The sequence below is a fragment of the Nocardia elegans NBRC 108235 genome, assembly GCF_001612845.1.
GTDB lineage: Bacteria > Actinomycetota > Actinomycetes > Mycobacteriales > Mycobacteriaceae > Nocardia > Nocardia nova.
This window is the reverse complement of record NZ_BDBF01000028.1, coordinates 21005-43665: the sequence shown is the minus strand read 5'-3', so window position 1 is coordinate 43665 and position 22661 is coordinate 21005. Positions and strand designations below refer to the sequence as shown.

The 22661-nt window shown below is 67.5% G+C and carries 19 protein-coding genes; 6 read left to right on the top strand and 13 right to left on the bottom strand.

The genetic code is table 11. The features are described 5' to 3' along the window. The first annotated feature begins 58 nt into the window (after nt 1-58). The 3 genes from mftD to NE2_RS20315 all read left to right on the top strand — a co-directional run bounded on the left by mftD (nt 59) and on the right by NE2_RS20315 (nt 2599). On the top strand, nt 59-1231 hold the full coding sequence (mftD, locus tag NE2_RS20325; protein WP_063028449.1) for a pre-mycofactocin synthase MftD: 1173 nt from the start codon (nt 59-61) through the stop codon (nt 1229-1231). Beyond that, nucleotides 1231-2019 carry a mycofactocin-coupled SDR family oxidoreductase gene (locus NE2_RS20320; RefSeq protein ID WP_063028447.1) on the top strand — a complete coding sequence of 263 codons (789 nt, stop codon included), beginning with the start codon at nt 1231-1233 and terminating at the stop codon, nt 2017-2019. The genes mftD and NE2_RS20320 overlap by 1 nt, the downstream gene beginning before the upstream one ends. A 139-nt stretch (nt 2020-2158) precedes the next feature. Beyond that, nucleotides 2159-2599, top strand: coding sequence for a hypothetical protein (locus tag NE2_RS20315; protein ID WP_063028445.1), 441 nt, complete (start codon nt 2159-2161; stop codon nt 2597-2599). Nucleotides 2600-2627: 28 nt separating this feature from the next. Here the strand turns inward: NE2_RS20315 and NE2_RS20310 are convergent, their stop codons facing one another. From NE2_RS20310 to NE2_RS35810, 5 genes are all read right to left on the bottom strand, one after another. Next, complete coding sequence (locus NE2_RS20310; RefSeq protein WP_063028443.1) at nt 2628-2993, bottom strand: hypothetical protein; 366 nt, start codon at nt 2991-2993, stop codon at nt 2628-2630. 17 nt (nt 2994-3010) lie between these two features. Then, nucleotides 3011-3157, bottom strand: a complete 147-nt coding sequence (locus NE2_RS35815; protein WP_157110951.1) for a hypothetical protein — start codon at nt 3155-3157, stop codon at nt 3011-3013. After that, complete coding sequence (locus NE2_RS20305; RefSeq protein ID WP_157110950.1) at nt 3157-3348, bottom strand: hypothetical protein; 192 nt, start codon at nt 3346-3348, stop codon at nt 3157-3159. Before NE2_RS20305 ends, NE2_RS35815 begins: the two co-directional genes overlap by 1 nt. A gap of 212 nt (nt 3349-3560) precedes the next feature. Next, nucleotides 3561-4469 carry an NAD-dependent epimerase/dehydratase family protein gene (locus NE2_RS20300; RefSeq protein ID WP_084494185.1) on the bottom strand — a complete coding sequence of 303 codons (909 nt, stop codon included), beginning with the start codon at nt 4467-4469 and terminating at the stop codon, nt 3561-3563. Between the two features lie 30 nt (nt 4470-4499). Continuing rightward, nucleotides 4500-5219, bottom strand: coding sequence for a hypothetical protein (locus NE2_RS35810; RefSeq protein ID WP_146165214.1), 720 nt, complete (start codon nt 5217-5219; stop codon nt 4500-4502). Between the two features lie 904 nt (nt 5220-6123). Between NE2_RS35810 and NE2_RS20285 the strand changes: the two genes are divergently transcribed. Further along, the gene (locus tag NE2_RS20285; protein ID WP_063028433.1) at nt 6124-6996 is read left to right on the top strand and encodes an NmrA/HSCARG family protein; all 873 of its coding nucleotides are present in this window, start codon (nt 6124-6126) and stop codon (nt 6994-6996) included. A gap of 35 nt (nt 6997-7031) precedes the next feature. After that, nucleotides 7032-7991: a DUF5996 family protein gene (locus tag NE2_RS20280; protein ID WP_063028547.1), complete on the top strand. Its 960-nt coding sequence runs from the start codon at nt 7032-7034 to the stop codon at nt 7989-7991. A 63-nt stretch (nt 7992-8054) separates the two neighbouring features. Here the strand turns inward: NE2_RS20280 and NE2_RS20275 are convergent, their stop codons facing one another. The 5 genes from NE2_RS20275 to NE2_RS20255 all read right to left on the bottom strand — a co-directional run bounded on the left by NE2_RS20275 (nt 8055) and on the right by NE2_RS20255 (nt 19532). Continuing rightward, nucleotides 8055-8834 (bottom strand): ATP/GTP-binding protein, encoded by a 780-nt coding sequence (locus tag NE2_RS20275; RefSeq protein WP_063028431.1) that lies wholly within the window; start codon nt 8832-8834, stop codon nt 8055-8057. Between the two features lie 31 nt (nt 8835-8865). Continuing rightward, the gene (locus NE2_RS20270) at nt 8866-9825 is read right to left on the bottom strand and encodes an AvrD family protein (RefSeq protein WP_063028429.1); all 960 of its coding nucleotides are present in this window, start codon (nt 9823-9825) and stop codon (nt 8866-8868) included. After that, complete coding sequence (locus NE2_RS20265) at nt 9822-16136, bottom strand: type I polyketide synthase (RefSeq protein ID WP_063909439.1); 6315 nt, start codon at nt 16134-16136, stop codon at nt 9822-9824. Before NE2_RS20265 ends, NE2_RS20270 begins: the two co-directional genes overlap by 4 nt. Nucleotides 16137-16323: 187 nt before the next feature. Next, nucleotides 16324-18567: an MMPL family transporter gene (locus NE2_RS20260; RefSeq protein ID WP_063028427.1), complete on the bottom strand. Its 2244-nt coding sequence runs from the start codon at nt 18565-18567 to the stop codon at nt 16324-16326. A 38-nt stretch (nt 18568-18605) separates the two neighbouring features. Then, nucleotides 18606-19532 (bottom strand): ParB/RepB/Spo0J family partition protein, encoded by a 927-nt coding sequence (locus tag NE2_RS20255; RefSeq protein ID WP_063028545.1) that lies wholly within the window; start codon nt 19530-19532, stop codon nt 18606-18608. Nucleotides 19533-19694: 162 nt separating this feature from the next. On the opposite strand from NE2_RS20255, the gene NE2_RS20250 reads away from it, so the two are divergent. Next, the gene (locus tag NE2_RS20250; RefSeq protein WP_030518493.1) at nt 19695-20246 is read left to right on the top strand and encodes a TetR/AcrR family transcriptional regulator; all 552 of its coding nucleotides are present in this window, start codon (nt 19695-19697) and stop codon (nt 20244-20246) included. Nucleotides 20247-20255: 9 nt separating this feature from the next. On the opposite strand, the gene NE2_RS20245 is transcribed toward NE2_RS20250, so the two are convergent. Genes NE2_RS20245 through NE2_RS37200 form a run of 3 tightly spaced genes read right to left on the bottom strand, consistent with a single transcriptional unit; the run spans nt 20256 to nt 22626 of the window. Next, complete coding sequence (locus NE2_RS20245) at nt 20256-21311, bottom strand: glycoside hydrolase family 183 protein (protein WP_063028425.1); 1056 nt, start codon at nt 21309-21311, stop codon at nt 20256-20258. 7 nt (nt 21312-21318) lie between these two features. Beyond that, nucleotides 21319-21654, bottom strand: a complete 336-nt coding sequence (locus NE2_RS20240; RefSeq protein WP_063028423.1) for a PQQ-binding-like beta-propeller repeat protein — start codon at nt 21652-21654, stop codon at nt 21319-21321. A gap of 21 nt (nt 21655-21675) precedes the next feature. After that, complete coding sequence (locus NE2_RS37200; protein WP_227463010.1) at nt 21676-22626, bottom strand: glycoside hydrolase family 25 domain-containing protein; 951 nt, start codon at nt 22624-22626, stop codon at nt 21676-21678. Nucleotides 22627-22661: the final 35 nt, after the last annotated feature.

The following is a 22661-nucleotide window of genomic DNA, read 5'->3' as shown; positions in this document are numbered from 1 at the left end:
GACCTCCGGGCACACACACCGTCCGGGCGGCGAGATCACTTTCAGCACAAGGATTCTCATGGCAAGCACCCGTGACTGGTTCGAATCGGTCGCCGAGGCCCAGCGCCGCGCGAAGAAGCGCGTCCCCAAGGCCGTCTACCTGGCGCTGCTCGCCGGTTCCGAAGCCGGCGCCACCCTCGACGACAACGCCGCCGCCTTCACCGAACTCGGCCTGCGCCCGCACATCGCCGACCTGCCCGCCACCCGTGACCTGAGCACCACCGTTCTCGGACAAGACATTTCGATGCCGGTGATCTGCTCCCCCACCGGCGTCCAGGCGGTCGACCCCGCGGGAGAGGTCGGCGTCGCACGTGGGGCCGCGATGTCGGGCACCGCGCTCGGCCTGTCGTCGTTCGGCTCCAAACCGATCGAGGAGGTCATCGCCGCCAACGACAAGACCTTCTTCCAAATCTATTGGCTCGGAAGCAAAGACGACATGGTCGCCCGCCTCGACCGCGCCCGCGAAGCCGGCGCGAAGGGCATCATCGTCACCCTGGACTGGGTGTTCGCCACCGCCCGCGACTGGGGCAGCCCCGCGCTGCCCGAACGCGTCGACCTGAAAACGGCCGTACGTTTCGCACCCCAAGTAGTGACCAAGCCCGGCTGGCTGCTGCGCTTCGCCCGCTCCGGCAAGCTTCCCGACCTCACCACCCCGAACCTGGTCCCGCGCGGGCAGCAGGGCCCGACCTTCTTCGGCGCCTACGGCGAATGGATGGGCACCCCACCGGTCACCTGGGACGACCTGGCCTGGTTGCGGCAGCAATGGGACGGCCCGTTCCTCATCAAGGGCATCGGCCGCCCCGACGACGCCAAACGCGCCGTCGACATCGGCGCCACCGCCATCTCCGTCTCCAACCACGGCGGCAACAACCTCGACACCACCCCCGCCGCGATCCGCATGCTGCCCAGCGTGGTTCAGGCCGTCGGCGGACAGGTCGAAATCCTGCTCGACGGCGGAATCCGGCGCGGCAGCGACGTCGTCAAGGCACTCGCCCTCGGCGCCGACGCGGTCATGATCGGCCGCCCCTACCTGTGGGGCATGGCCGCCGCCGGGGACCGCGGCGTCCACAACGTCCTCGAGGTCATCCGCCAAGGCATCGACTCCGCCCTCTACGGACTCGGCCACGCCTCCATCCACGACCTCACCCCCGACGACGTCATAGTCCCCGACGGCTTCACCCGAGGCATGTAGTGGCCCCCGCCCCGGTCGCCATCATCACCGGTGCCGCCCGGGGCATCGGCGCCGCCACGGCGCACCGGCTCGCCACCGCGGGCTGGCGCATCGTGGCCGTCGACATCTGCCGCGACGATCCCGCTCTCGGCTACCGGCTCGGCACCCGCGACCAGCTCGCGGCGGTGGCCGCCGCGCACGCGGGGACGGTCGTCGATGTCGAAGCAGATGTGCGCGACGTCGAAAGCCTCGGCGGCGCAGTCGAAGTCGCGCTGGACAGGTTCGGCCGGCTCGACGCGGCCGTCGCCGCCGCGGCCGTCATGACCGGCGGCCGGCCGTTGTGGGAAACCACCCACTCCGACTGGGAGCCCATGTTCGACATCGGCGTCCACGGCATCGCCAACCTCGCGAGGGTCGCCATCCCCGCGATACTCGCTCGCCCCGACCCTCGCACCGGCCGCTTCATCGCCCTCGCCTCCGCCGCCGCCCATCACGGCATGTGGCACCTCTCCGGGTACAACGCGGCCAAACACGCCGTCGTCGGTCTGATCAAGGGACTCGCTCACGACCTGCGCGGCACCGGCATCACCGCCACCGCCGTCTCCCCCGGCTCCACCCGCACCGCCCTGCTCACCGAAACCGCCCGCCTCTACCACCTCGACACCGTCGAGGAATTCGCCTCCCACCAACTCCTCGACCGCATCCTCGAACCGGACGAGGTCGCCGCCACCATCGCATGGCTGTGCACCCCCGAATCCGCCGCCGTCACCGGAACTGTGGTGCACGCCGACGGCGGATTCCTGGGATGACTGCCGAGTCCCCGGCGGCTCGCCAGCGGTCGTGTCGCTCACATCCATTCCGGCGCAGCGATTTCCAGCAAACCGAGGCCGTGGGCGCGTGTAGTTTCCTGGCATCGGCGATCCGGATACAGGGTGGCATGATCGAACCATGGTCGCCCCTGCCCGTGCTCGGTATGCTGTTCTCGTCGCCGCTGCCACAGCTGCGGTCCTCACCTCATGTTCCGGCACCGACAGCACACCCACCGAGTCTTTATCGGCCACGAGCGCACCGCCGACTTTCACCCCAGCCTCGTCCGAGGTCCCGTCCTACAACGTCGGAATCATCGGCGACGAGATTGATGTGATGACTTCGACCGCGAAACCGGTCGACCTGCTACAGATATATAACAGGGTTACCCAGACCATGCGCCACAGAGTCGACCTGCCCGAGGGCGGATACCGGGTACGGATCAACTGCTACAGCCTGAACCCGGACAAGTTCGGTAAGCGTTTAGCGAACGGGCACATCGCTGTCGGCAAGGATGGCACCGCACCGAACGCCGATCTGGGAGGAACTTACGAAGTCGTTCCTGGCGCGGACTGCCCGTAGCATGACGTGATGGGCGCGTTGCGCCCGACTACCGCCCCGTCGGCCGGTTCGGCGCAAGCGGATTCACCGCGCCATAGTCCGGCGCGTAACCACCGCCCCGCTCGTAGGTGGACCGACTGGAAAGATCGTGAATATCGGTGATCTCCGCCAGTTCCCGCGGGACCCGGCCACGGAGATGTCCGAGGTCGGGCACGATCAGTAGCTCGATCCGATGGGCCGACAGGTGATCGAGCAATGTCTCCGGAACGATCAGGCTGCTGCTTGTGGTCAGCCCGATGTAGACATAGCCGAGCCGTCGGGCGACTGCCCGCATCGGCAGATCGAACCGGTGCGCGGTCTTCACGAGGTCCACACAGACGTAACCCGCTGCGCGTGGCGGCATTTCATCGTCCATTACATCTCCTCGCGATGTCACCGGTCCTCGTTCTCGATCCGGCGGCGAATGACATCCACTTTGCGGTCCTTCGGAATTCGCTGGGGGACAATCAACGTCGCAATCAGAACGCTCAGCGGTAGACCGATGCAGACGACAAGGCCGAGCAAGGCCCATCCGTTCATCACTGCCTTCCCGCGAGCGCGGACCGACCGCGTTCGCTGATCTGCCACCGGGCCCACGAATTGCAGAACACGATGAATCCGCACGCCGATAAGTGCGTGAGCGCGAAGCGTACGCGCCACCAGGGCAATTCAGCATCGCGGCGAATTTGCGCGGTGGTCAGCAGACCACCCGGTGCCAGCACAGCCAGCACCGCAACATCCGAGCTGTTCATTGGCAAGCTTCCCCTTGCATTGTAATGCCGCTAGGGCAGCACTGAAGCGGACCATATCGAGGACTGCAGGAGGGCCGAAGCGCCTGCCGCGGAACTCTTTCGCTGATCGCGAGATCCTCATATACAAGAGTGGTACGAAGACGAGCCGAGCAGTGTGACAATTCGTCACTTTGGGAGAAGGTGGCCGGCTGTCACACCACAGGAGCTGCGGCTCCCGCAGCCCAGGCATCCCGGACGATCGTGCCGATATCGGAATTGCGCGGACACCAATGCATTTCGGCGATGGCTTTGGCGGGATCGCACACCAGCGTCGCCGGTTCCGGCGCCGCCGGGCGATACTCCAGCGGAACCGGGCGGCCGGTAGTCCGCTCGACGGCAGTGACTACGTCCATAACGCTGGTGCCGTGTCCGCTCCCGATGTTGTAGCGGACGACGTTTCCGGCGTCGGGGAGATGCTCAACACAGGCCACGAACGCGGCTGCCGCATCCTGTAGATGCAGGTAGTCGCGAACGGCGGAACCATCACCATTGATCGCCAGGGGGCTTTGCCTCGCGGCAGCCGTCAGAGCTCGGGGAACCAGCCTGGTCGGATCCGGGTCGATTCCGCCTGCAACATTGGATATCCGCGCAATCACCGCCGCGACTTCCCCACCGCTTGCGCGGGCCTCGACCGCGAGCTCGGCCGCACGTTTGCTCATCGCATACGGATGCGGCGGAGCGTCCGGAACTTCCTCGTTCATCGGTTGGCGTTCCGGCGCCCCGTAAATGGCACCGGTCGACGCGAAGACGATGCGGCTCACACCGCTGGCGTCCATTGCTTCGAGCAGCGCGATCGTTCCCCCGGTATTCACACGAACATACTGAAGAGATTCGGTGAACGAATCCCGCGCCCGTGTCAGTCCCGCGAGATGGCAGACCACATCGACGTCGCGGACTGCCCTGCGTAGCGAGTCGATGTCGACGAGATCGGCCCGACGCATCTCCGTCGCCCCTGCGATTTCCGCCCCCTCGACGCGCACCATAGCCACCGGCTCGTGCCCGGCGGCGCTCAATGCCGAGACAACGGCCCGACCGACATAGCCATTCGCCCCGGTGACCATTACGCGCACCAGGCCATCATGGCACTGGCACTACGCCAGTAGTGTCGCTCTGTGCCGCCAGGTCAGGGCCACACACGCCGCTGCGGCTGCTGCCAGCGGTTCCCGGTTCAGCACGCGCCGAACATTCTCCGATGTCCAGCGGATCCCCAGAGTGCCATCCTCCGTGGGATACATCTCGCCCTCGGAATTCCGCGAAACCAACCCCTCGAACGCCGTGTCGAAAACGTCCGAGTCGATGATGACAGCGGTGAGGATTTCACCGGCCGGCGCCAACGGGTCGAGGCCCACACCGAAACACCATGCCCGGACCTTTCCGGCCGCACGCGCTTCGGTCAGCGTACGAAGTGGCTCGATGTCGTAGTCGACCGGCGTGCCACTGCTCCCATCATGTTCCGGCGTGTCCAGAAACTCCTCCGAAAATTCGCGAATCATGTTCCGCCACAGACTGAAATCACGTGCCACGTTCACCTGACCGATCGCAGCCGGCTGGAGCACACCCGCAGGAATGATGTGTGTCAGTCCGGCGGCCAGCGTTACCAGGTTCGAACCGCGACGATGGAGGAAGAAGGTGTCTCCCGCCGGCGCCCGCCGGATGGTCAGGGTGTTGATACTCGGCAGGATCGGCCGACGCCTGGGATCGAACAGGTCGCCGACCCGGTTCCGGAAGGGCAGGTCATCCAGTGTGATGCGAGAAGCTCCGCGATGCGCTGTCCATAAACGGCTGCGGTCTCGTGGGCGATGACCTCGCACACGTCGACCATGTCGAAGTATGTCGTCGATCCGAACGCCATCCGGCCCCCGCACTCGTCGAACGAGACGTCGAGCAAACGATACGACATCCGGTTCTCGAACAGAGTAGGACGTGCGATCGCTCTGACCGCCTGGCTGTACCTCGTGTACCGCGACAGCCCATTCGGACGCATCGGCCTATAAGGCTCCGACTCCACCTCGGTGCCATCGCATATCGGGGGCGGAGCGTCGGCGTCGAATTCGAGCCGGATCAAGTCGAGGTCGAGCGGCATCGGCGCCATCCAATTCGGCCGAGTGATACAGGTGGTGCCCTCGATCGGCACCGAATCCCAGTACAGACGAGCGGCAGTCGCCGTCAGCTCGTGCCGATTCCGGTTCAACGTTCGACGCACGAGCCGCCAATCCGCCACCGTGTCGGCGGGGTCGACAGGCATGGACTGCGCGAGCTCCATCAGCCCGAAAGTCTCCGGAGGAAGATCTCTCGGCAGTCCCGAGCGCCGCTGAGGTACTTCTACACCAACGTCCGGTCCACGCCCAATACACGTGCCATTTCCTCATGCTTGGTCAACCCGTGAGCCCGCATGTAGGCACGGATCACGTCGGGCAACAGTGAAACGTGGACGGAATTCGACGTACGGATGATTCCTCTCCGATCGACCCGCGGCGGCTGGCCCGATGGTACTCGGCGCTCGAACCGGGCCTGGCGCATCACCTCGGGTCATACTCCCCGACCACACGGGAGACTGCGTCGGCGACATGATCGATCAACGGCGAACCTTCTGCCCGACTCACGCCGCCGGAAGGCGCGGCTCATTCGCCCCGCGGACGGGCGAACGATCACCACTCCCGATTGCGCTGACGTAGCCTGTCGATACTTCTGACCAATTGATCGGATTGGAGTGCTGTGACACATCCTCCAGTACTGGTACTCGGAGCTACGGGGGGACAAGGCGGGGCTGTTGCCGACGCATTGCTGTCGCGCGGGGTGGCGGTGCGCGCGATGGTGCGCGATCCGCGCAGCCGTGGGGCGCAGCGGCTCGGTGAGCGCGGCGCGGAACTCGTGAGCGGATCGCTGGACGACCGGGCCGCGCTCGCGGCGGCGATGGCGAATGTCGCGGGCGTGTTCGCCCTGACCACACCGTTCGAGACGGGTGTGGATGCGGAGGTCCGGCAGGGGCGGGCGATCATCGGGGCGGCCGGCGATGCGGGGGTGCCGCATCTGGTGTTCAGTTCTGTGGCGTCGGCGGATCAGAACACGATGATTCCGCATTTCGAGAGCAAAGCGGTGATCGAGCATGAACTCACGGCCAGTGGTCTGCCGGCGACCGTCGTCGCACCGACATATTTCTTCGACAACGCGCTCGGTGGCCGCCGGGAGCTTCTCGACGGCGTGCTGGAGCTACCCATACCTTCCGATCGCCCGCTACAGCAGCTTGCGCGAGAAGATCTCGGGCAGTTCGTCGCTCATGTTCTGCGCGAGCCGGACCGCTATCTCGGCGAGCGCGTCGAACTGGCCGGCGACGCCCCCACACCCGCCGACATGGCCGCCGCCATCGGTGACGCGCTGGGCCGGCCCGTCGTCCATCGGCAGACGTCGCTCGACGCCATCGGCAATCCGGATATGCACGCCATGTGGGCATTCCTCGACGCCGGCGGCTACCGCGTCGACATCGAGGCTCTGCATCGCGCGACGCCCGAGGTCGAGTGGACGTCGTTTCGTAACTGGGCGCTACGGACCCTTCCCGCGGTAGCGGCGGAATCTCCTCGCACTCCGTGACTCGAATCGACATCGGCAACGAAGGGACCATCGATATGTCGGAGACGAATTCCACCGCGTGGCCGCGGTTGCGGGTTGCGGAGTGGGCGGAGACGCGGGAGACCCTGCATATGTGGATGCAGATCGTGGGGAAGGTTCGGCTCGCGCACGCTCCGTTGTTGAATCACTGGTGGCAGGTCACGCTTTTCGTGAGTCCGCGGGGGCTGATGACGCCGGCGATTCCTTACGGTGATCGGCTGTTCGATATCGAATTCGACTTTCTCGCGGATCGGTTGGTGATCCGCGCCGACACCGGCGATATGCGCAGTGTGGCGCTCGCACCGAAAACCGTGGCGCAGTTCTACGCCGAAACCATGCAGGCGCTCGACGAACTCGGGTTGCGGACGCGGATTCAGGGGCGGCCGAACGAGGTCGATCCGTCCATTCCGTTCGCGGAGGATACCCGGCACGCCTCCTACGATCCGGAGTCCGCGCGGGCGTTCTGGCGCCAGCTCGTGCATGCGAATCGCGCGCTCGGCGAATTCCGGTCGGGATATGTCGGCAAGTCCAGTCCGGTGCATTTCTTCTGGGGCGCAATGGATCTCGCCTATACCCGATTTTCGGGGCGAACCGCGCCGGAACACGGCGGCGGTGCGCCGCACTGTGCCGATTGGGTCATGGTGGAGGGTTATTCCCACGAACTCAGCAGTTGTGGATTCTGGCCCGGCGGCGGCGAGGAAGGCGCGTTCTACGCCTACGCATATCCCGAACCCGAGGGCTACCGCGAGCGGCAGCTGCAGGTGCCGGGGGCGGGCTACGACGCCACGCTGGGGGAATTCGTGCTTCCGTATGAAACCGTGCGGACGGCGGATGATCCGAACACCGTGGTGGCGGCATTTCTGCGCGAAACATATGCGGCCGCAGCCGAATTGGGCCGGTGGGATCGCGCCGAGCTCGAATGCGATCCGCATCGGTGGGCCGAGAAGAAGGCGGCCGCGCCCTGGTCGCTGCGCTGACGGACGCGACACAGCGCCGCGGCCGGCTCGCACCGATACGAGCCGGCCGCGGGGTCCGACGCGCTACACCCGCACGGCGAAGCGGAGCTTGCGTCCCATGGTGTGCGGTTGCGCCTGGGAGATGATCATCTCCTGGACCCGTTCCCGGCTGGTGCGGACGAACTCGACCGCCTCCTTCACCGCCACATCGATATCCATGACGGTCGGAATGTCGAGCACCTTCACGATCTGCTCGAGCCGCTGTTCGGGTGTGCCGCGCACGGTCACCACGGGCGCCCCCAGCTCGCTGATGGTGTGCAGCAGTTTGCTGTCGGAGATGGCACGGTAGCGCTCGTCCACCGGACGATGTCCGTCGGGATCCATCGGCACCTCCACCGGAAGGTGGAAGAAGATGTCGTAGCCCTTACGGGCGCGCTGGCGCGCCATCTCGCCGTAGGCGTCCAGGTAGCGCCGGAAGAACGGGCGGCCCGGCAGGGTCACGGTGTTCTTGACGATCTTGTGGAAGCGGGTGGACCCCGGATTCGGGCCGGTGATCAGGCGGGTCGCCCCGTAGACCCATTCGTTGAGCACCGATCCGTCGGCGATGAAACCGTTGCCCTGCGCCTCGAGCAACGTCTCGGCCTCGATGCGCAACTCCAGGCGGCGAAAGCCCAGCGCCATCAGTTCGGTGGTGCTCAGATCCTGGAAGCGCATTCCGGGGAAGAATTCGGTCACCACCTCGCGCGCCGAGGAGGCGTCGACCCGGGGAATGCCGGTGAGCAGTGCCAGCGCGGTGGACGTGGTCGTCTTGCCGGTGGAGTACGTGCCGGAGACGACGATGCGCCGATAATTTGTTCCGGACATGGAAAGCCTTTCGAGAGAGGTTTTTTCGAGGTCAGGCCGGTAGCTGGTGGGCGAGGTCGTAGCGGATCGAGCAGTCGGCGAATTCCGACTCCCAATTCGAGATCCGCCATTTACCCCCGCCGAATCCCAGTACCATCGAGCGCGCCATCCGCGTGGTGGCCGAACCCGGCGTGTACGGCGGCGGGGGCGCCTCCGCGCGCGCGGTCATCCGGCGCATCCACAACGTCTCGCTGTCCTTGCGGGCGATATTGTCCAGCTCGTACAGCACGACCTGCGACAGTTGCGCCAGGATCACCGTGGCGTCGACCAAGGTGATCGAGGGCTGGTAGAAATCGGCGACTCCGGTGCCGGACGCGTCCGAATCACCCAGCGAGAGGGTGAATTCCGCACTCGCGCTCGTCCCCTCGCCGTCGAGGCGGATATCGCGCAGGTACTGGCTGCGCCCGTAGACCGGACCGTGCGAGTAGCCGCCCACCGGCTCGGCCACCGTCCGCGCCGGACCCGGCGCCGGGAACCGGGGTGGGGTGGGCAGCGCGACGACGGCCTCCAATTCCATTGTGCTGCCGAATGATCCGGAAATGGTCATGGTATTCGCCGTGCTGCTCGTGACGGCCGCTTCGATCGGGAACCGGTCCAGGTTCTCGGTGGCGACCGTGCCGCTGCTGAATTGCACGAACGGCATCCAGCACCGGCTGATGTCGGCATCGCTCATACCGCACTCGCGCAGGATCACCGCCAGCAGCCGGTAGCCGAAGATCGAACAGTCGATGCTGCTCAGGTGCGGGGTGAGCACCCGGGTGCTCTTCTGCGACCAGTCCAGCGGGTAGCGCACCCCGGCGACGGCGGTCAGTGTCGGCCCCGCCGGCCGCGGCTCGACGGTGATGTCGAAGATCTCGTGGCCGATGCGCTTGTAGCCTTCACCGAAGAATCGGCCGGTCCGGTCCCCGAGCACCGTATCGATATCGGGATAGGCGATCTGTCCGGTACTCATGCCGCATCCGCCTCGTCCTCGGGATCGTCGGCCGGACCGGCGGCGACGATGGCCACCGGTTCGCTCGCGGAGCTTTCGCCGAACCGCTCGACCACCCGGGCAGCGATGCCGCGCAACGACAGTCCGCGACTGAGCTCCAGCGCGGAGATCTTCACTTCCAGCGACTTCTCGGCACGAGCGCCGAATTCCATGGCCATGAGCGAATCCATTCCCACATTGGTGACCGGTTCGTCGATATCGACCGTCTCGACGGCGACGCCGAGCACCACCGCCAACTGCTCGGCGAGCTGGCGGGCCGCGAAATCGGCGCGCTGCTCGGGCGGCAATGCCATCACCTCGCCGCGCAGACTGCCCTGCCCTTCACCGCCGACGCCGGCATCGGCCAGCAGCTGCCGGAAGCGCCGGGTCTCGACCGAGGGCCGGGCGCCGCTCGCCCACACACCCCAGTCGATATCGGCGACCGCGACCTGCGCGGTGTCCAGCGCGAGGCATTCCGCGAGCAACGCCGTCGCGCGATCCATATCGATCGGGCGAAAGCCCAGCATCTTGACGTACCCGACGAGCGCCTCACTGCCGTCGGCCATACCGCCACCGGCCATGAAGCCCCAGTTCACCGACAGCGCCGCGGCACCACGTCCACGCCGGCTCGCGGCCAGACCGTCGAGTGCGGCGTTGGCCGCCGCATAGCCGACCTGCGGTGTGATGCAGCCCAGCGCGCTGATCGAGGAGTAGAGCACGAACATGTCCGGCTCGATCCCGGTCGCGGTGAGTGCGCGGTCGAGGTTGTAGGCGCCGCGCACCTTGGTGAACAATCCGCTCAGCGAGTCGCGAGTGATCTGCGGAATCGGCAGATTGTCCACGACACCGGCGGCGTGGAAGATGCCCCGCAGCGGCGCCGTGCTCCGAATCCGTTGCAGCAGTGCGACGGTCGCGGCGTAGTCGGCGATGTCCAGGCGTTCCTCGACGACCTCGATGCCCGCCTCGGTGAACGCCGCCACCTGGGCGACGGCCTGCGGCGTGACGGCGCCGTGCCGGCCCACCAGCACCAGCCGGCGCGCTCCCGAACGGGCCAGCCAGCGAGCGGTGGCCAGACCGAATCCACCGAATCCACCGGTGACCAGATACACCCCGTCCGGGTCGATCACCGGATGCCCGAGTGGTGGCCGCACCGCGGGCTCCCGCTCCCGCATATCGATCACCACGCGACCCACATGCTGTGAGCGCGCGACACTTTCGAACGCGGCCGGCAACTCCGACGCCGGATACGCCGTATAAGGCAGGTAGCGGTAGGTGCCGTCGTGCAGCCGCTGCTGCGCGATCCGCAGCGGCGCCCGCAGAATTTCCGGATCGTGGGCCAGCGCCCGGTCCATATCCACCGCGAAGAAGGTCAGGTTGCGGTCGAACGGGGCCAGGTCGATCACACCGCCGCCGTAGATGTCGGCCTTGCCGATATCGACGATCCGGCCGAATTCCGCTGCGACCCGGAAGTTCTGGCGCAGAATCTCACCCGGCGCGGAGCTGTAGACCACATCGACGCCACGGCCACCGGTCAAGGCCGCGATCTCGTCGGCGAACCCCGCGGACCGCGAGTTCAGGACGTCGTCGACGCCCAGCTGCCGCACCTGATCGCGCCGCGATTCGGTACTGGCGGTGCCGATGACGCGGGCGCCGATGTGCTGGGCGACCTGCACCGCGGCCATTCCCATGCCCCCGGCCGCGCCGTGCACCAGCACGGTCTCACCGGGTTGCAGCCGCGCCAGCGTCCGCAGACCGAATTCCGCTGTCAGATACGGCAATCCGGAACCACAGGTGAGCGGATCGTAGCTCTCGCCGGGATCGAGCCGATGCGGGAGCGAGGCGCCCGCGTCGACCGGCATCGTCACATAGCGGCGCAGGATGTCGCCCGCGCACACCATCATCCGGTCACCCACGGCGACCTCGTCGACATCCGCGCCGACCCGGGTCACCACACCCGAGCCCTCCATACCGACGGTCATGCCGAAGTACGTGTCACCGAGTTCCTTCTCGGTCAGCACGCCCAGGACCTTCATCGCGTCCTTGTAGTTGAGACCGACTGCGTCCATCCGCAGTTCGACCTCGCGCGGTCCGGGCGCGCGCCGAGCGGATTCGCGCAACGAGAGATCCGACAGCAGCCGCGAACGCGGAATCTCGGCCTCGAATCCGGCTTCCGGATCGGTGAGCGGCCGGGCGGTATCACGCTGCCGCAGATAATCGTCCAGATTCTGCGCGATCCGCACGGCCCAGGCGGTGCCCGCGCGCACCGCGATCTCGTCACCGATGTCGTCGGCGACAACCAGTGCGCGGCAGTCGTCCCAGCCCGCCTCGTCCAGGTCCAGCAGACGCCATCCGGCCGCCGGCTGCTCGTTGAGCAGCGCCCGTCGCGCCCCGACCAGCGCCCCGTGTTCGGGATGAGTTGCCGTGTCGGACGGCGTGCACAGGGCGTGCTCGGTGATCACCACGCACCGAAGATCGGTCGAATCATCCTCGGCGAGCAGCGCTTCCACTACCGCCGCGATCCGTGCGAGGGCGTAGACGGTGCCGTCGGCGGGCGCATCACCGCAGGCCACCACGGCGACGTGCCGGGGACCGGACGCCGAGGTGAGCGCCGCACGCAGCCGCTCCTCGTCGATCTCGTCCACATCGGCGAGCACCACACTCGTCACCGAGTCCGCGCCGGCCAGGGCGGCCACCCGTTCGGCGGTATCGGCGCCGATGCCGATGACGACCAATCCGGCTGGTGCCGAAGGCAATTCGACGTAGTCGACCTCTTCCCACACCTGCTGGTAGAACACCCCACCCAGTTGGTGGACCACATCGGGCCGCACCGACACCGGGCGGAACTCCACCCCGGTCATCCGCATCGACACCGCGCCGTCCTCGTCGAGGATGGCGATATCGGCGCGCAACGGATCGGTGCCGCGCCGGGTGACGACCACCCGGGGCCGCTGCGGCAGCGGCGCCAGCAGGCGGACGCCGCCGATGGCTGCGGGGACGATCGCGCCCGCGTCGGGACCGCTGTCGGCGGCCAGCGCGGCGACGCACTGCAACGCCGCGTCCACCACCGCGGGATGGGCCAGATGCGGGTGGTCCGGATTCGCGGGCGCATCGCCGGTGACGCTCGCCAGCACGGTATCGCCGCCGATGACCGCGGAGACGATGCGCTGGAACGCCGGGCCGTAGTCGAGACCGCGCGCGGCCAGGCCCGTGTACAGGTCGGCGCCGGCCACCACGGCCGCTCCCTCGGGCGCGCCGAACGGTTCGACCGCCGTGTCGAAATCGGTTTCGACGAGCCGTCCGATCGCGTTGCGGGTCCAGACCTCGGCCGAGGCGGGGCGGGAGTGGACGGTGAAACGCCGCGTGCTCTCCTCCACCGTGACGCGCAGCACGGGGACGTCGTGTTCGTCGATCACCAGCGGCGCGACGAATTCGATGTCCTCGAGCCCGATCCGGCTGCGGCCCGTCCGCTCGGTCGCCGCGCTGAGGGCCGCGTCGAGGTAGGCCGCGCCGGGCAGCACCACATGCCCGTCGACGACATGATCCGGAAGCCACGGCAGTCGCGATACCGACAGCTGCACTTCCCATTCCGATCCGGCGCCGGCCGTGGTCTCGCCCAGCAGCGCGGGGCTGTTCGCGGCGCCGAGTTTGTCGCGCGTCGTGATCGGCTCGTCGTGCCACAGCCGCTTGCGCTGCCACGGGTAGCTCGGCAGCGCGACATACGGCGACCGCGCCGCCTCCGGGTGGCCGGGAATCCGGGTGCCGTCGAGGGAACCGGCGACATACAGGTCCGTCACCGCCTGCAGGATGTGGCGGCGGTCGTCGCGGTCGCGCGAGAGCGTGCTCACCGCCGCGCCGACCACACCGCGGTGGATCAGCAGCTCGCGGATATTGCCGCTGAGCACCGGATGCGGCCCGACCTCGACGAAGACCCGATGTCCGGCGTCGAGCAGGCTCGATATCGCGTCGGCGAAGCGCACGGGTTCGCGTACGTTGCGGCACCAGTAGGCCCCGGTCCAGGCGGTGCCCTCGAGCGCGTCGGCGGTGACCGTCGAATAGCTGGGCACGGTGGCCGCGCCCGGGGTCAGCTCCGCCAGCGCGTCGGACAGATCCGCCAGGATCGGATCCATCAGATGGCTGTGATAAGGCACCTCCACTCGCAGCATGCGCGCGAAAGTTCCTGTCGCCGAGAGCATATCGCGCAGCATCTCCAGGTCGGCGCTGTCGCCGGCGAGAGTGACGGCGCTGGGACTGTTCACCGCCGCGATCGAGATGCCGGGGCTGTCGGCCAGCAAGGTCCGGACATCCGCCTCGGGCATGCCGACCGCGAGCATGCCCCCGGTTCCCGCCGTGGTGGCCTGCAATCGGGACCGGTGATAGCTGACCAGGACCGCGTCGCGCAGCGACAGCGCGCCCGACACGTACGCCGCGGCGACTTCGCCGACACTGTGACCGACGACCACGGCCGGACGCACGCCGTACTCGGCGAGCTCGGCGGTCAACGCCACCTGCAGCAGGAAGTTCGCCGGTTGCGCGACGGCGGTCTGCGCGACCTTCGAATCCTGCTCCTCGGCAAGCATCTCCGCCAGAATCGACCAGCCCGCCACCGCGGTGAATTCCGCGTCGACCTCGCGGGCCACGCGGGCGAAGGTGGTGTCGGCGGTGAGCAGTTCGCGGCCCATCCCCCACCACTGCGGGCCCATACCGCTGTAGACGAACACCGGCTCGACCGAACCGTCGCCGACCGCGCGGGCGGGCGCCTTACCCGCACCGGATGCGAAGTCGTGCAGCTGAGTACGCAAATCCTCGGCATCGCGGTAGACGAATCCGGTGCGCAGCGAATGGTGCGCGCGCCGGGTCCACAGCGCCGCCGTCACCGAGTCGACGGTGTCGTCGCGCAGGGTTCGGACCAGTTCCGCCGCGGTCTCGCGCACCGCGGCCTCGGAGCGGCCCGACAGCGGCGCGATCCGCGGTAGGTCGAGCCGTTCGGGGCTTGCGGCCGGGGCCGGCGCCTCGGTCAGAATCACGTGGGCGTTGGTGCCGCCGTAGCCGAATCCGTTGACCGCGACCGCCCGCTGCCCGGGGATGCCCGGCAGCGGCTCGCTGTCGAGCGGCACCCGCAGGCGCCATTCGTCGAACGCGATCTCCGGGTTGGGATTCGACAGCGAGAAGTGCGGCGCGACCGTGCCGTGGTGGAGGGTCAGCGCGGCCTTGATCAGGCTCGCCACCCCCGCCGCCGCCTCGGTGTGGCCGAAGTTGCTCTTCACCGATCCGACCGGCACCGCCGCGGTCCGGCCGTCGACTGCGCCGTAGACCTGACCGAGCGCCTTCATCTCGATCGGGTCGCCGACCGCGGTGCCGGTGCCGTGTGCCTCCAGATAGCCGATGTCGCGGGCCGCGATGCCGGACTCCTCGCGGACCTGCGCGGCGAGTTGTTGCTGGGCAACCGGATTCGGCACCGGAATCGCCATCGTCCGGCCGTCCTGATTGACGCCGGTCGCGCGGATCACCGCGTAGATCCGGTCCTTGTCGCGTACGGCGACATCGACCGTCTTGAGCACCACCGCGCCGGCCCCTTCGGCCCGGCCGTAGCCGTCGGCGCCGGCCTCGAACGTCTTGCAGCGGCCGTCGACGGACAGGAACCGGCCCTTGCACATGGAGATGAAGGTTTCCGGCTGCAGCATCGCGTTGGCGCCGCCGACGATCGCGGTCTCGCACTCTCCGGCGACGATCGCCCGCACCGCCAGATGAGTGGCCACCAGCGACGACGAGCACGCGGTGTCGACGGTCAGGCTCGGCCCGTGCAGATCCAGCAGATAGGAGATCCGGTTGGACAGCAGCGTGTGCGAGGCGCTCATCGCGGTGTGGTTGTTGATCGCCGCCCGCACCAGCGGCCCGCTGCGCCCGAGGGCGTTGTCGAGGATGAAGCCGCCGACATAGACCCCCACCCGGCCGCCGGACACCCGCCCTGCCATGCCGGCGTCGTCGAGCGCCTCCCAGGTGACCTCCAGCAGCAGCCGCTGCTGCGGATCGAGAATCGCGGCTTCGCGCTGGGCGATGCCGAAGAAGTCGGCGTCGAAGTCCCACAGCGGCTGGGTGAGGAAGCCGCCTCGGCGGGTGTACATCCGGCCGGGTGCGTCCGGATCCGGGTCGTAGTACTTGTCGATGCTCCATCGGTCCGGCGGAATATCCACTATTCCGTCGCCGCGCCCGAGCAGGAAATCCCAATAACCTTTCGGATCGGAAATGCCACCGGGAAAACGGCAGCCGATACCTACTATCGCAATGTCGACCATTGTCACTCCTGGCTGTGAACAGTGCCCGAATTCGTCGGGACGAACCGCGGCGTTGTCCAAATTCCGGACACCTGTACCGGATACGTGCAGCCTATGGTGTGCGATTCGGACCGGTCAACGAATTCCGAACGCACACAAATGCGCGAGGCGCCGGTGCGTACCGGCGCCTCGCGCATTTTTCGGTCGGTCAATTCTGTACGGGAACGGGATCCGGCCCCGGCCGGGCCCGGGAATCCGGATCCGGCCCGCCCTCGAGTCCGGCCGGCAACCGCCGCAGCCATGTCGGCCCCCACCAGTTGGCCGCGCCCAGCAGGCGCATCAGGGCCGGAACGAGGATGCCGCGGATCAGGGTGGCATCGCTGAGCACCGCGAGCGCCAGCCCCAGGCCGAACAGCTGAATGAAGGACACCCGCGAGGTCACCATTCCCGCGAAGGCGATCGTCATGAGCAGTGCGGCGGCGGTGAAAATGCGCGCCGTGCGAGCCACGCCGATCGCGACCGACCGGGTGTTGTCTCCGGTCACAATCCATTCCTCACGAATTCGGGAGAGCAGGAATACTTCGTAATCCATGGAAACGCCGAAGGCCAGACAGAACATGAGAATGGGCATGGTCGGAACCAGAAATCCGGTAGGCGTGAAACCGAATATTGCCGACAAATGACCTTCTTGAAAAATCCATACCATCGCGCCGAATGTCGCCGACAGCGACAGAGTATTCAGCAGCAACGCCTTGACCGGAAGCCACACGCTGCCGGTGAAAGCCAGGAGTACGAGCAGGGTCGACACGGCGATCAGGCCCAGCGCGAGCGGCAACCGAGAGGTCAACGCGTGCACCGAATCCGCGTTCTCGGCGGCGGCGCCGCCGTAGAGCGCCGGGCTCGGCGGAGGCACGTCACGAATCCGGTGCAACAGATCGTTGCCCGCCGGCGACGACGGGTCGGCCTCGGTGCCGACCCGCAGAAAGGTTCCGGCCGGCGTGCTCATCCCGTCCGGCGCCGCCGCGACCCGGGTTCCTTCGGCGAACACTCCCGAGGCGGACAACACCGAGGTCACGCCCTCGGCCCGGGAGAGATTGGCGGCATAGTGCTCCAGCTCGGGTGAGACGAGGCCGTAGCCGGGCAGCGCCACGGTCACCGCCGCCAGCGCATTCTCACGGAAGTCGCCGCGCAACGCGTCACCGACCTCGTGACTGGACGCACCGTGCAGGACACGGTCATCGGCGGAGCCGAATCGCATCGAGAGGGCCGGCGTACCCAGGACCAGCAACAGCGCCACCACCGCGACCGCGGACAGCACCGGCCGGCGCATCACCGCCCGCACCACCCGATACCAGCGGGTGTCGGCCGGCGCCGCGGGCACTCCGCTCGGTGCCGGCCGGCGAGCCCAGCGCCGCAACGGAACTCGCAGATCGAACCGGTGCAGGTGCGGCGCCGTCACCGCCAGCGCGGCCGGTACCAGCAGCAGGGTCGTGACGACGGCGGCGGCCAGTACCGAGAGCCCCGCGAAGGCCAGCGACCGCAGGAAATACAGCGGGAACACCAGCAGCGCGCACAGCGAAAGCCCCACGACCGCACCGGAGAACAGCACCGTGCGCCCCGCGGTCCGCGCGGTGCGCACGACCGCCGCACCGGTGTCGAGACCGGCCGCGCGTTCCTCGCGGAATCTGCTCACCAGGAACAGGCTCGAATCGATCGCCACGGCGAAACCGAGAGCGCTCATCATGTTCAGCGCGAAGATCGACACGTCGCCGAACTCGGCGAGGATGCGCAGCAGCGGCAGCGTGACCGCGATGGTGAACAGACCCACCGCCAGGGGTATCGCGGCGGCGATCACACTGCCGAAAACGATGATCAGCGCCAGCCCGGTCAACGGGACCGCGATCGCCTCGGTGACGATCAGATCCTTCACCACCTGCTCACTCATCTGATTCAACGCCACGGCCTGACCGCCCGCGAGTACGGTGACACCGTCGTAGTCACCGCCGATCCGGTCGACGAGCGCGCCCGCGCGCTGCGGTGCGGTGGTGTCGTCCCCCGCGACGTGCGCGAGCACCAGCGCCTCCCGGCCGTCGCCGCTGCGCAGCGCCGAGCGCAGATCAGGCGCCAGCTGCCAATAGGACTGCACGGCGTCGACCTCGTGGTCGGCGTGCAACTGCGCGACCACGCGTTCACCGGCCGTCCGTGCCGCTGCGGACTCGACTCCCCCGGGGGCGCGCACCAGCAGAACCACATTCGGCGCGGCCGAGGGGAATTCGTCGCCCAGGAAGGACGACACGCGTGCCGATTCGGTATCGGGCGGCGAGAACCCGCCCGTCTTCAGATGCGTCGGCGCGGTGGCGCCGAAGGCGATGCTGACGATGCCCACCAGCAGACATGCCGCGAGGACCGCGCGGGCGTGTCGGGTGGCGAAAGCGGCGACGGTGGACAGCATGTGCCGAACCTCTCGGGAGTGCGACGAATGTGGGGCGTTCAGATGGCGGTGTCGGAGGACTGGATTCGGTCCGCGAACGCACGCCACTCCCGCGCATTGCGGCTGGCCAGCTCCGCGACGGTCGCGGCCAGATGCGGCGGCACCGCTTCGGCCACCCGCGGCCACATCTTGCGGTTCATGGAATGGGAATGCAACCAGCGCAACAGATCTCGCCCCTGCTGACTCGCCCGCATGGCGGGGTCACGGGTAAGTTTCTGCAGCAGTAGGGCATTGGTATCGGGCCCTTCGGCGGTATCGCCGTCCGAGCACAGACGCTCGCGCATCTTCTTCCGGATCGCGTGCGCGGTGCTGACCGATACATCGGCGGCCGCCGCCAGTGCGCGCAGCGGCATATCCGGTGAGGCCGTGAGCAATTCGATCACCTGCTGGCGCCGCCGGGAGGAATCCAGCGGCCGGGAACGGCCGTCGGCGCCGATCCGGATGTTCGACTGCGGAGTTTCCCCGGTCGAACGCAATCTGATGCGCGCCACCGTCTTCGACGACAATCCGGTACTGGTGGCGATGGTACGATCGGACAATTCGGGCATCGATTCCAGGATGCGCTCCGCGGCCGCCTTCCGGTCGGGCAGCGTCAGCGGAAGCCCGTGCACCACATTGGATTCGACGCCGCGCAGGAATGCCTCGGCGGCGCTGCCGTCGAAGAACAACACCTCGATATGGGTCATGCCCTTCATCCGCGCCGCATGGACGCGGTGCATCCCGTCGATCACCCGCATGGTCGCGCGGTGGACCAGGATCGGCGGCCACTGCGACTCGCTTTCGGCCAGCCGCACGATGTGGCGGCGATCCTCCCCGGTGGAACGCGGCGAATCGGCCGGCAGCAGCCGCTGCAATTCGACTCGATAACACGCATCGGATGTCAGCGGCACCACTGCGCCGACGTTCGCTTTACGCTGAGCGGACATTCCAGCCCCCAAAAGAAGTTCGTCCGGAACGGGACCGGTCACCGATGACCGCAACCGGCCGTTCGAAACCCGGTGCCGGGCCGACCGATCGGTCACAGCGTAGGCGCGCCGGTTGATCACGACTAGACTTTCCGAACAGAACGCTCCAGGAGTGCCCTCGCCATGACAGTCGTCGCCGAATCCGGCCGCGCCACCCTGCTCACCGCCGGCATGGTCGTAGCCGAACGCGAAGGACTACAGCGCCTTTCGATCAATGCCGTGGTCGAAGAGGCGGGCATGGCCAAGGGCACCTTCTATCGGCACTTCCCCAACCGCCACACCTACCTGGTGGCGCTGTATCGCCAGTTCTTCACGCTCATCAGCGCGCGAGTGGCGGAGGCGATCCGGGGGATGGCGCCGGGTCCGGACCGGCTCGCGGTCAGCGTCGACGCCTTCCTCGACGCCTGCCTGCACAGCTGCGGCACCGAGGCCTTCATGCTCCAAGCCCAGTCGGATCCCGGCCTGCGCACCGAGATCGCCCAGCGGCGCGAGGGTTTCCTCGCCGCCAGCCGGCCCGATATGGTCGCGGTGGGCTGGTCCGATCCGGATGCCGCGTCGATGTTGAAGGTCGCGATGGTGCGCGAGATCTGCATCGCCGAACTCGACACCCGCGCCCCGCGCGCCGACCTGCGCGCCGCGGCGAAGGCGATGCTCGCCGGTCGCCCGCCGCGCTGACCCGGGCGGCTACGGTGTGATGCCGTCGAACTGCATCACCCAATACGGATTGTTCGTGGTGGTGTTCCATTGGGAGACATACAGAGTGATGTCCGTGAGTGAGCTCGACCGCGGGTGGATGTAGCCGCCGTAGAGTTGCGGGAAGGTACGAACCCAGAACTGCCACCACGGTGCGGAGGCGACGATCTGCCGTTTCGGCGATGTCCAGACGCGATCGATGGCCGGTGCGGTGCGGGTCGAGATGCAGGCGCCGGCGACGTCGAAATAGGACATCACCCACGTCCCGGCGATGTTCTTCACACTCACCTCGCCGATCGGGCCCATACCGCCGAACAGCGGCGTGGGAGTGGGATTGCCCCACTGCCAGGCCGAACCGTTGTAGCCCCAGTATTCGTAATCGGCGCGGACGGCGATCTGCTGCCACGGCACGCGCATCAGGACCGGGCCGTTGCGATTGTGGCTACGCCCCCACTCCTTCGAGACGATGTACAGATAACCGTCGCCGTTGTTGTTCCCGATCCCGGCGAAGGACTGCATCATGAACGGACTCCAGCCGCCGTAGCCGTCGCTGCCGTCGTTGGGCCACACGGCCGCGTAATCGGTCCAGGTCGCGCCGTCGTCGTCGGAGTAGGCCAGGCCACAGAACAGCGCGCCGTATCGATCGTCGGGGATGCTCCAGTCGTGAACGCTGGTGTAGGTCAGCCACGTCCGCCCGTTCGGATCGACGAACGCGTCGTTGGGAATGCGGCTGACCTCCACCCCGTAGCCGTTGTCGGCGTTGTGGGCGTAGGTGAGAGCCTGGCGCGCCTGCGCACCACCGGGGGTCGCGGAAAAGGTGGTGGTCGCGTCCGGGAGGTTAGAGCTGAACAGCATTACCGGAGATCCGAGCCAGGTGCCGGACCCCTGACTGTCACCGGTGAACGTGTCGCCGAAGACGAATCCCGACGCGCGCGGCGCGAAATGATCTCGGTCGTAAGGGATTCCGAGATCGGTGCCGCCTACGCCGAAATGCCTGGCCGTACTTCCGGCGTACCCGGTGAGCGGAGTCCCCCAATGCGTCGCCATCGCCGGCTCATGCCGGGGCGGCGAGCACGAACCGCGTCCATGCCGCGGCTCGGTTGGCGTTCTCGGTACACACCTGCCCGGTGGTCAGGTCGATGGCATAGACACAGCCGTCGGGGACCCCGCCGTTGAAGGTGGCGAACCAGGCTGTCGGCCCGGCCTGCGGTCCGGCACAGGATGCGACGTCGGCGAAAGCCCCTTCCGGGAACGCGATCTCGGCGGCCGTGGCGGTGGTGAGGGTGGCGAGGGTGCCGCCCGCGGCGGCCGCTGTCGCCGCCGCCCGGACCTGGGGCACGCAGTCGGTGATCACGAAGAAGCGGCCGTTCGTACTGGCGATTGTCGGCATGCGAATACTCCGTCGGGGGCTTTACGGATGGGGAGGCTGGAAGCCGGGGATGTCGAGTTTCTGCCCGATGGCCGCGATGGCGTCGACCAGGGACCAGCCGCCCAGTTGCGGCCAGCCGGTGCCCTGCAGTCCGCGCATCTGGATCCACTCGTCGCGGATGCGACCGTCGGAGTCACGCGGCAGCGGCACCTGGGTGGGACCCGGCGGCGCCGCGAAGCCCGGCAGGCCGAGGGTCTGCCCCACGCTGGCGACACCGTCGACGAGCGTATGGCCGGCCAGTTGCGGCCAGCCGTTGCCGCCGATCCCCATGAACTGAATCCACATGTCGGTCACCGGATCCGGTGCCACCGTGCCGACCCCGACCTGATTGGCGAAATCCTCCGGGGAGAAGCCGTCGGCGGAGTTCATATCGCAGTTGCCGAAGGGCGGGGCGCCCTCGGGCAGGCCGCCGCCGTAGCCCTGACCGTCGGTGTACTGGTGCGCGATCTGGCCGGGCAGGTTCGGATTGCTGCCGTAACCCGCGCCGATCATGTTGAGGCCGTCCGGGCGCACCGGCCACATGCTGTCGAAATCCGGGCGGTTGGCGTAGCCGATGACCCGGCGGGTCGAGCCCAGCCAATCGGCCAGCCGCCAATAGGCGCGGTTGATTCCGTCCGACTGATCCCCGCCGGGATTGCCGCCCGATTCCACATCGATCATCGCGATCATCTTCGGATGCGGGCCACCCGCCTGACCGACCATGCCCCGGTGGGTGTCGACGGTATCGAGCCAGTTCGGCCGCCAATAGAAGTAGACGATGAAGCAGGCGATGCGTCCGGAATCGGCGGCCCGGGCCGCCCAGGCATAGTTCTGATAGAAGTTGTGGTCCTGGTAGGTCCCGTCGTTGGAACGGAACGAGAAGAGCTGATACGGGTAAGAGTCGTCGACCGGCACTTGGAACTCGGACACGTCGGCGAAAAGGGAATCGACCATATTCCCCTCCAAGAGTCGACCGGTCCTCGGCAGGA

Coding starts and splice junctions, on each gene's coding strand:
- mftD (WP_063028449.1), top strand. CDS start 59: ATGGCAAGCACCCGTGACTGGTTCGAATCGGTCGCCGAGGCCCAGCGC.
- NE2_RS20315 (WP_063028445.1), top strand. CDS start 2,159: ATGGTCGCCCCTGCCCGTGCTCGGTATGCTGTTCTCGTCGCCGCTGCC.
- NE2_RS20310 (WP_063028443.1), bottom strand. CDS start 2,993: ATGGACGATGAAATGCCGCCACGCGCAGCGGGTTACGTCTGTGTGGAC.
- NE2_RS35815 (WP_157110951.1), bottom strand. CDS start 3,157: ATGAACGGATGGGCCTTGCTCGGCCTTGTCGTCTGCATCGGTCTACCG.
- NE2_RS20300 (WP_084494185.1), bottom strand. CDS start 4,469: ATGGTCACCGGGGCGAATGGCTATGTCGGTCGGGCCGTTGTCTCGGCA.
- NE2_RS20280 (WP_063028547.1), top strand. CDS start 7,032: ATGTCGGAGACGAATTCCACCGCGTGGCCGCGGTTGCGGGTTGCGGAG.
- NE2_RS20275 (WP_063028431.1), bottom strand. CDS start 8,834: ATGTCCGGAACAAATTATCGGCGCATCGTCGTCTCCGGCACGTACTCC.
- NE2_RS20270 (WP_063028429.1), bottom strand. CDS start 9,825: ATGAGTACCGGACAGATCGCCTATCCCGATATCGATACGGTGCTCGGG.
- NE2_RS20265 (WP_063909439.1), bottom strand. CDS start 16,136: ATGGTCGACATTGCGATAGTAGGTATCGGCTGCCGTTTTCCCGGTGGC.
- NE2_RS20260 (WP_063028427.1), bottom strand. CDS start 18,567: ATGCTGTCCACCGTCGCCGCTTTCGCCACCCGACACGCCCGCGCGGTC.
- NE2_RS20255 (WP_063028545.1), bottom strand. CDS start 19,532: ATGTCCGCTCAGCGTAAAGCGAACGTCGGCGCAGTGGTGCCGCTGACA.
- NE2_RS20250 (WP_030518493.1), top strand. CDS start 19,695: ATGACAGTCGTCGCCGAATCCGGCCGCGCCACCCTGCTCACCGCCGGC.
- NE2_RS20245 (WP_063028425.1), bottom strand. CDS start 21,311: ATGGCGACGCATTGGGGGACTCCGCTCACCGGGTACGCCGGAAGTACG.
- NE2_RS20240 (WP_063028423.1), bottom strand. CDS start 21,654: ATGCCGACAATCGCCAGTACGAACGGCCGCTTCTTCGTGATCACCGAC.
- NE2_RS37200 (WP_227463010.1), bottom strand. CDS start 22,626: ATGGTCGATTCCCTTTTCGCCGACGTGTCCGAGTTCCAAGTGCCGGTC.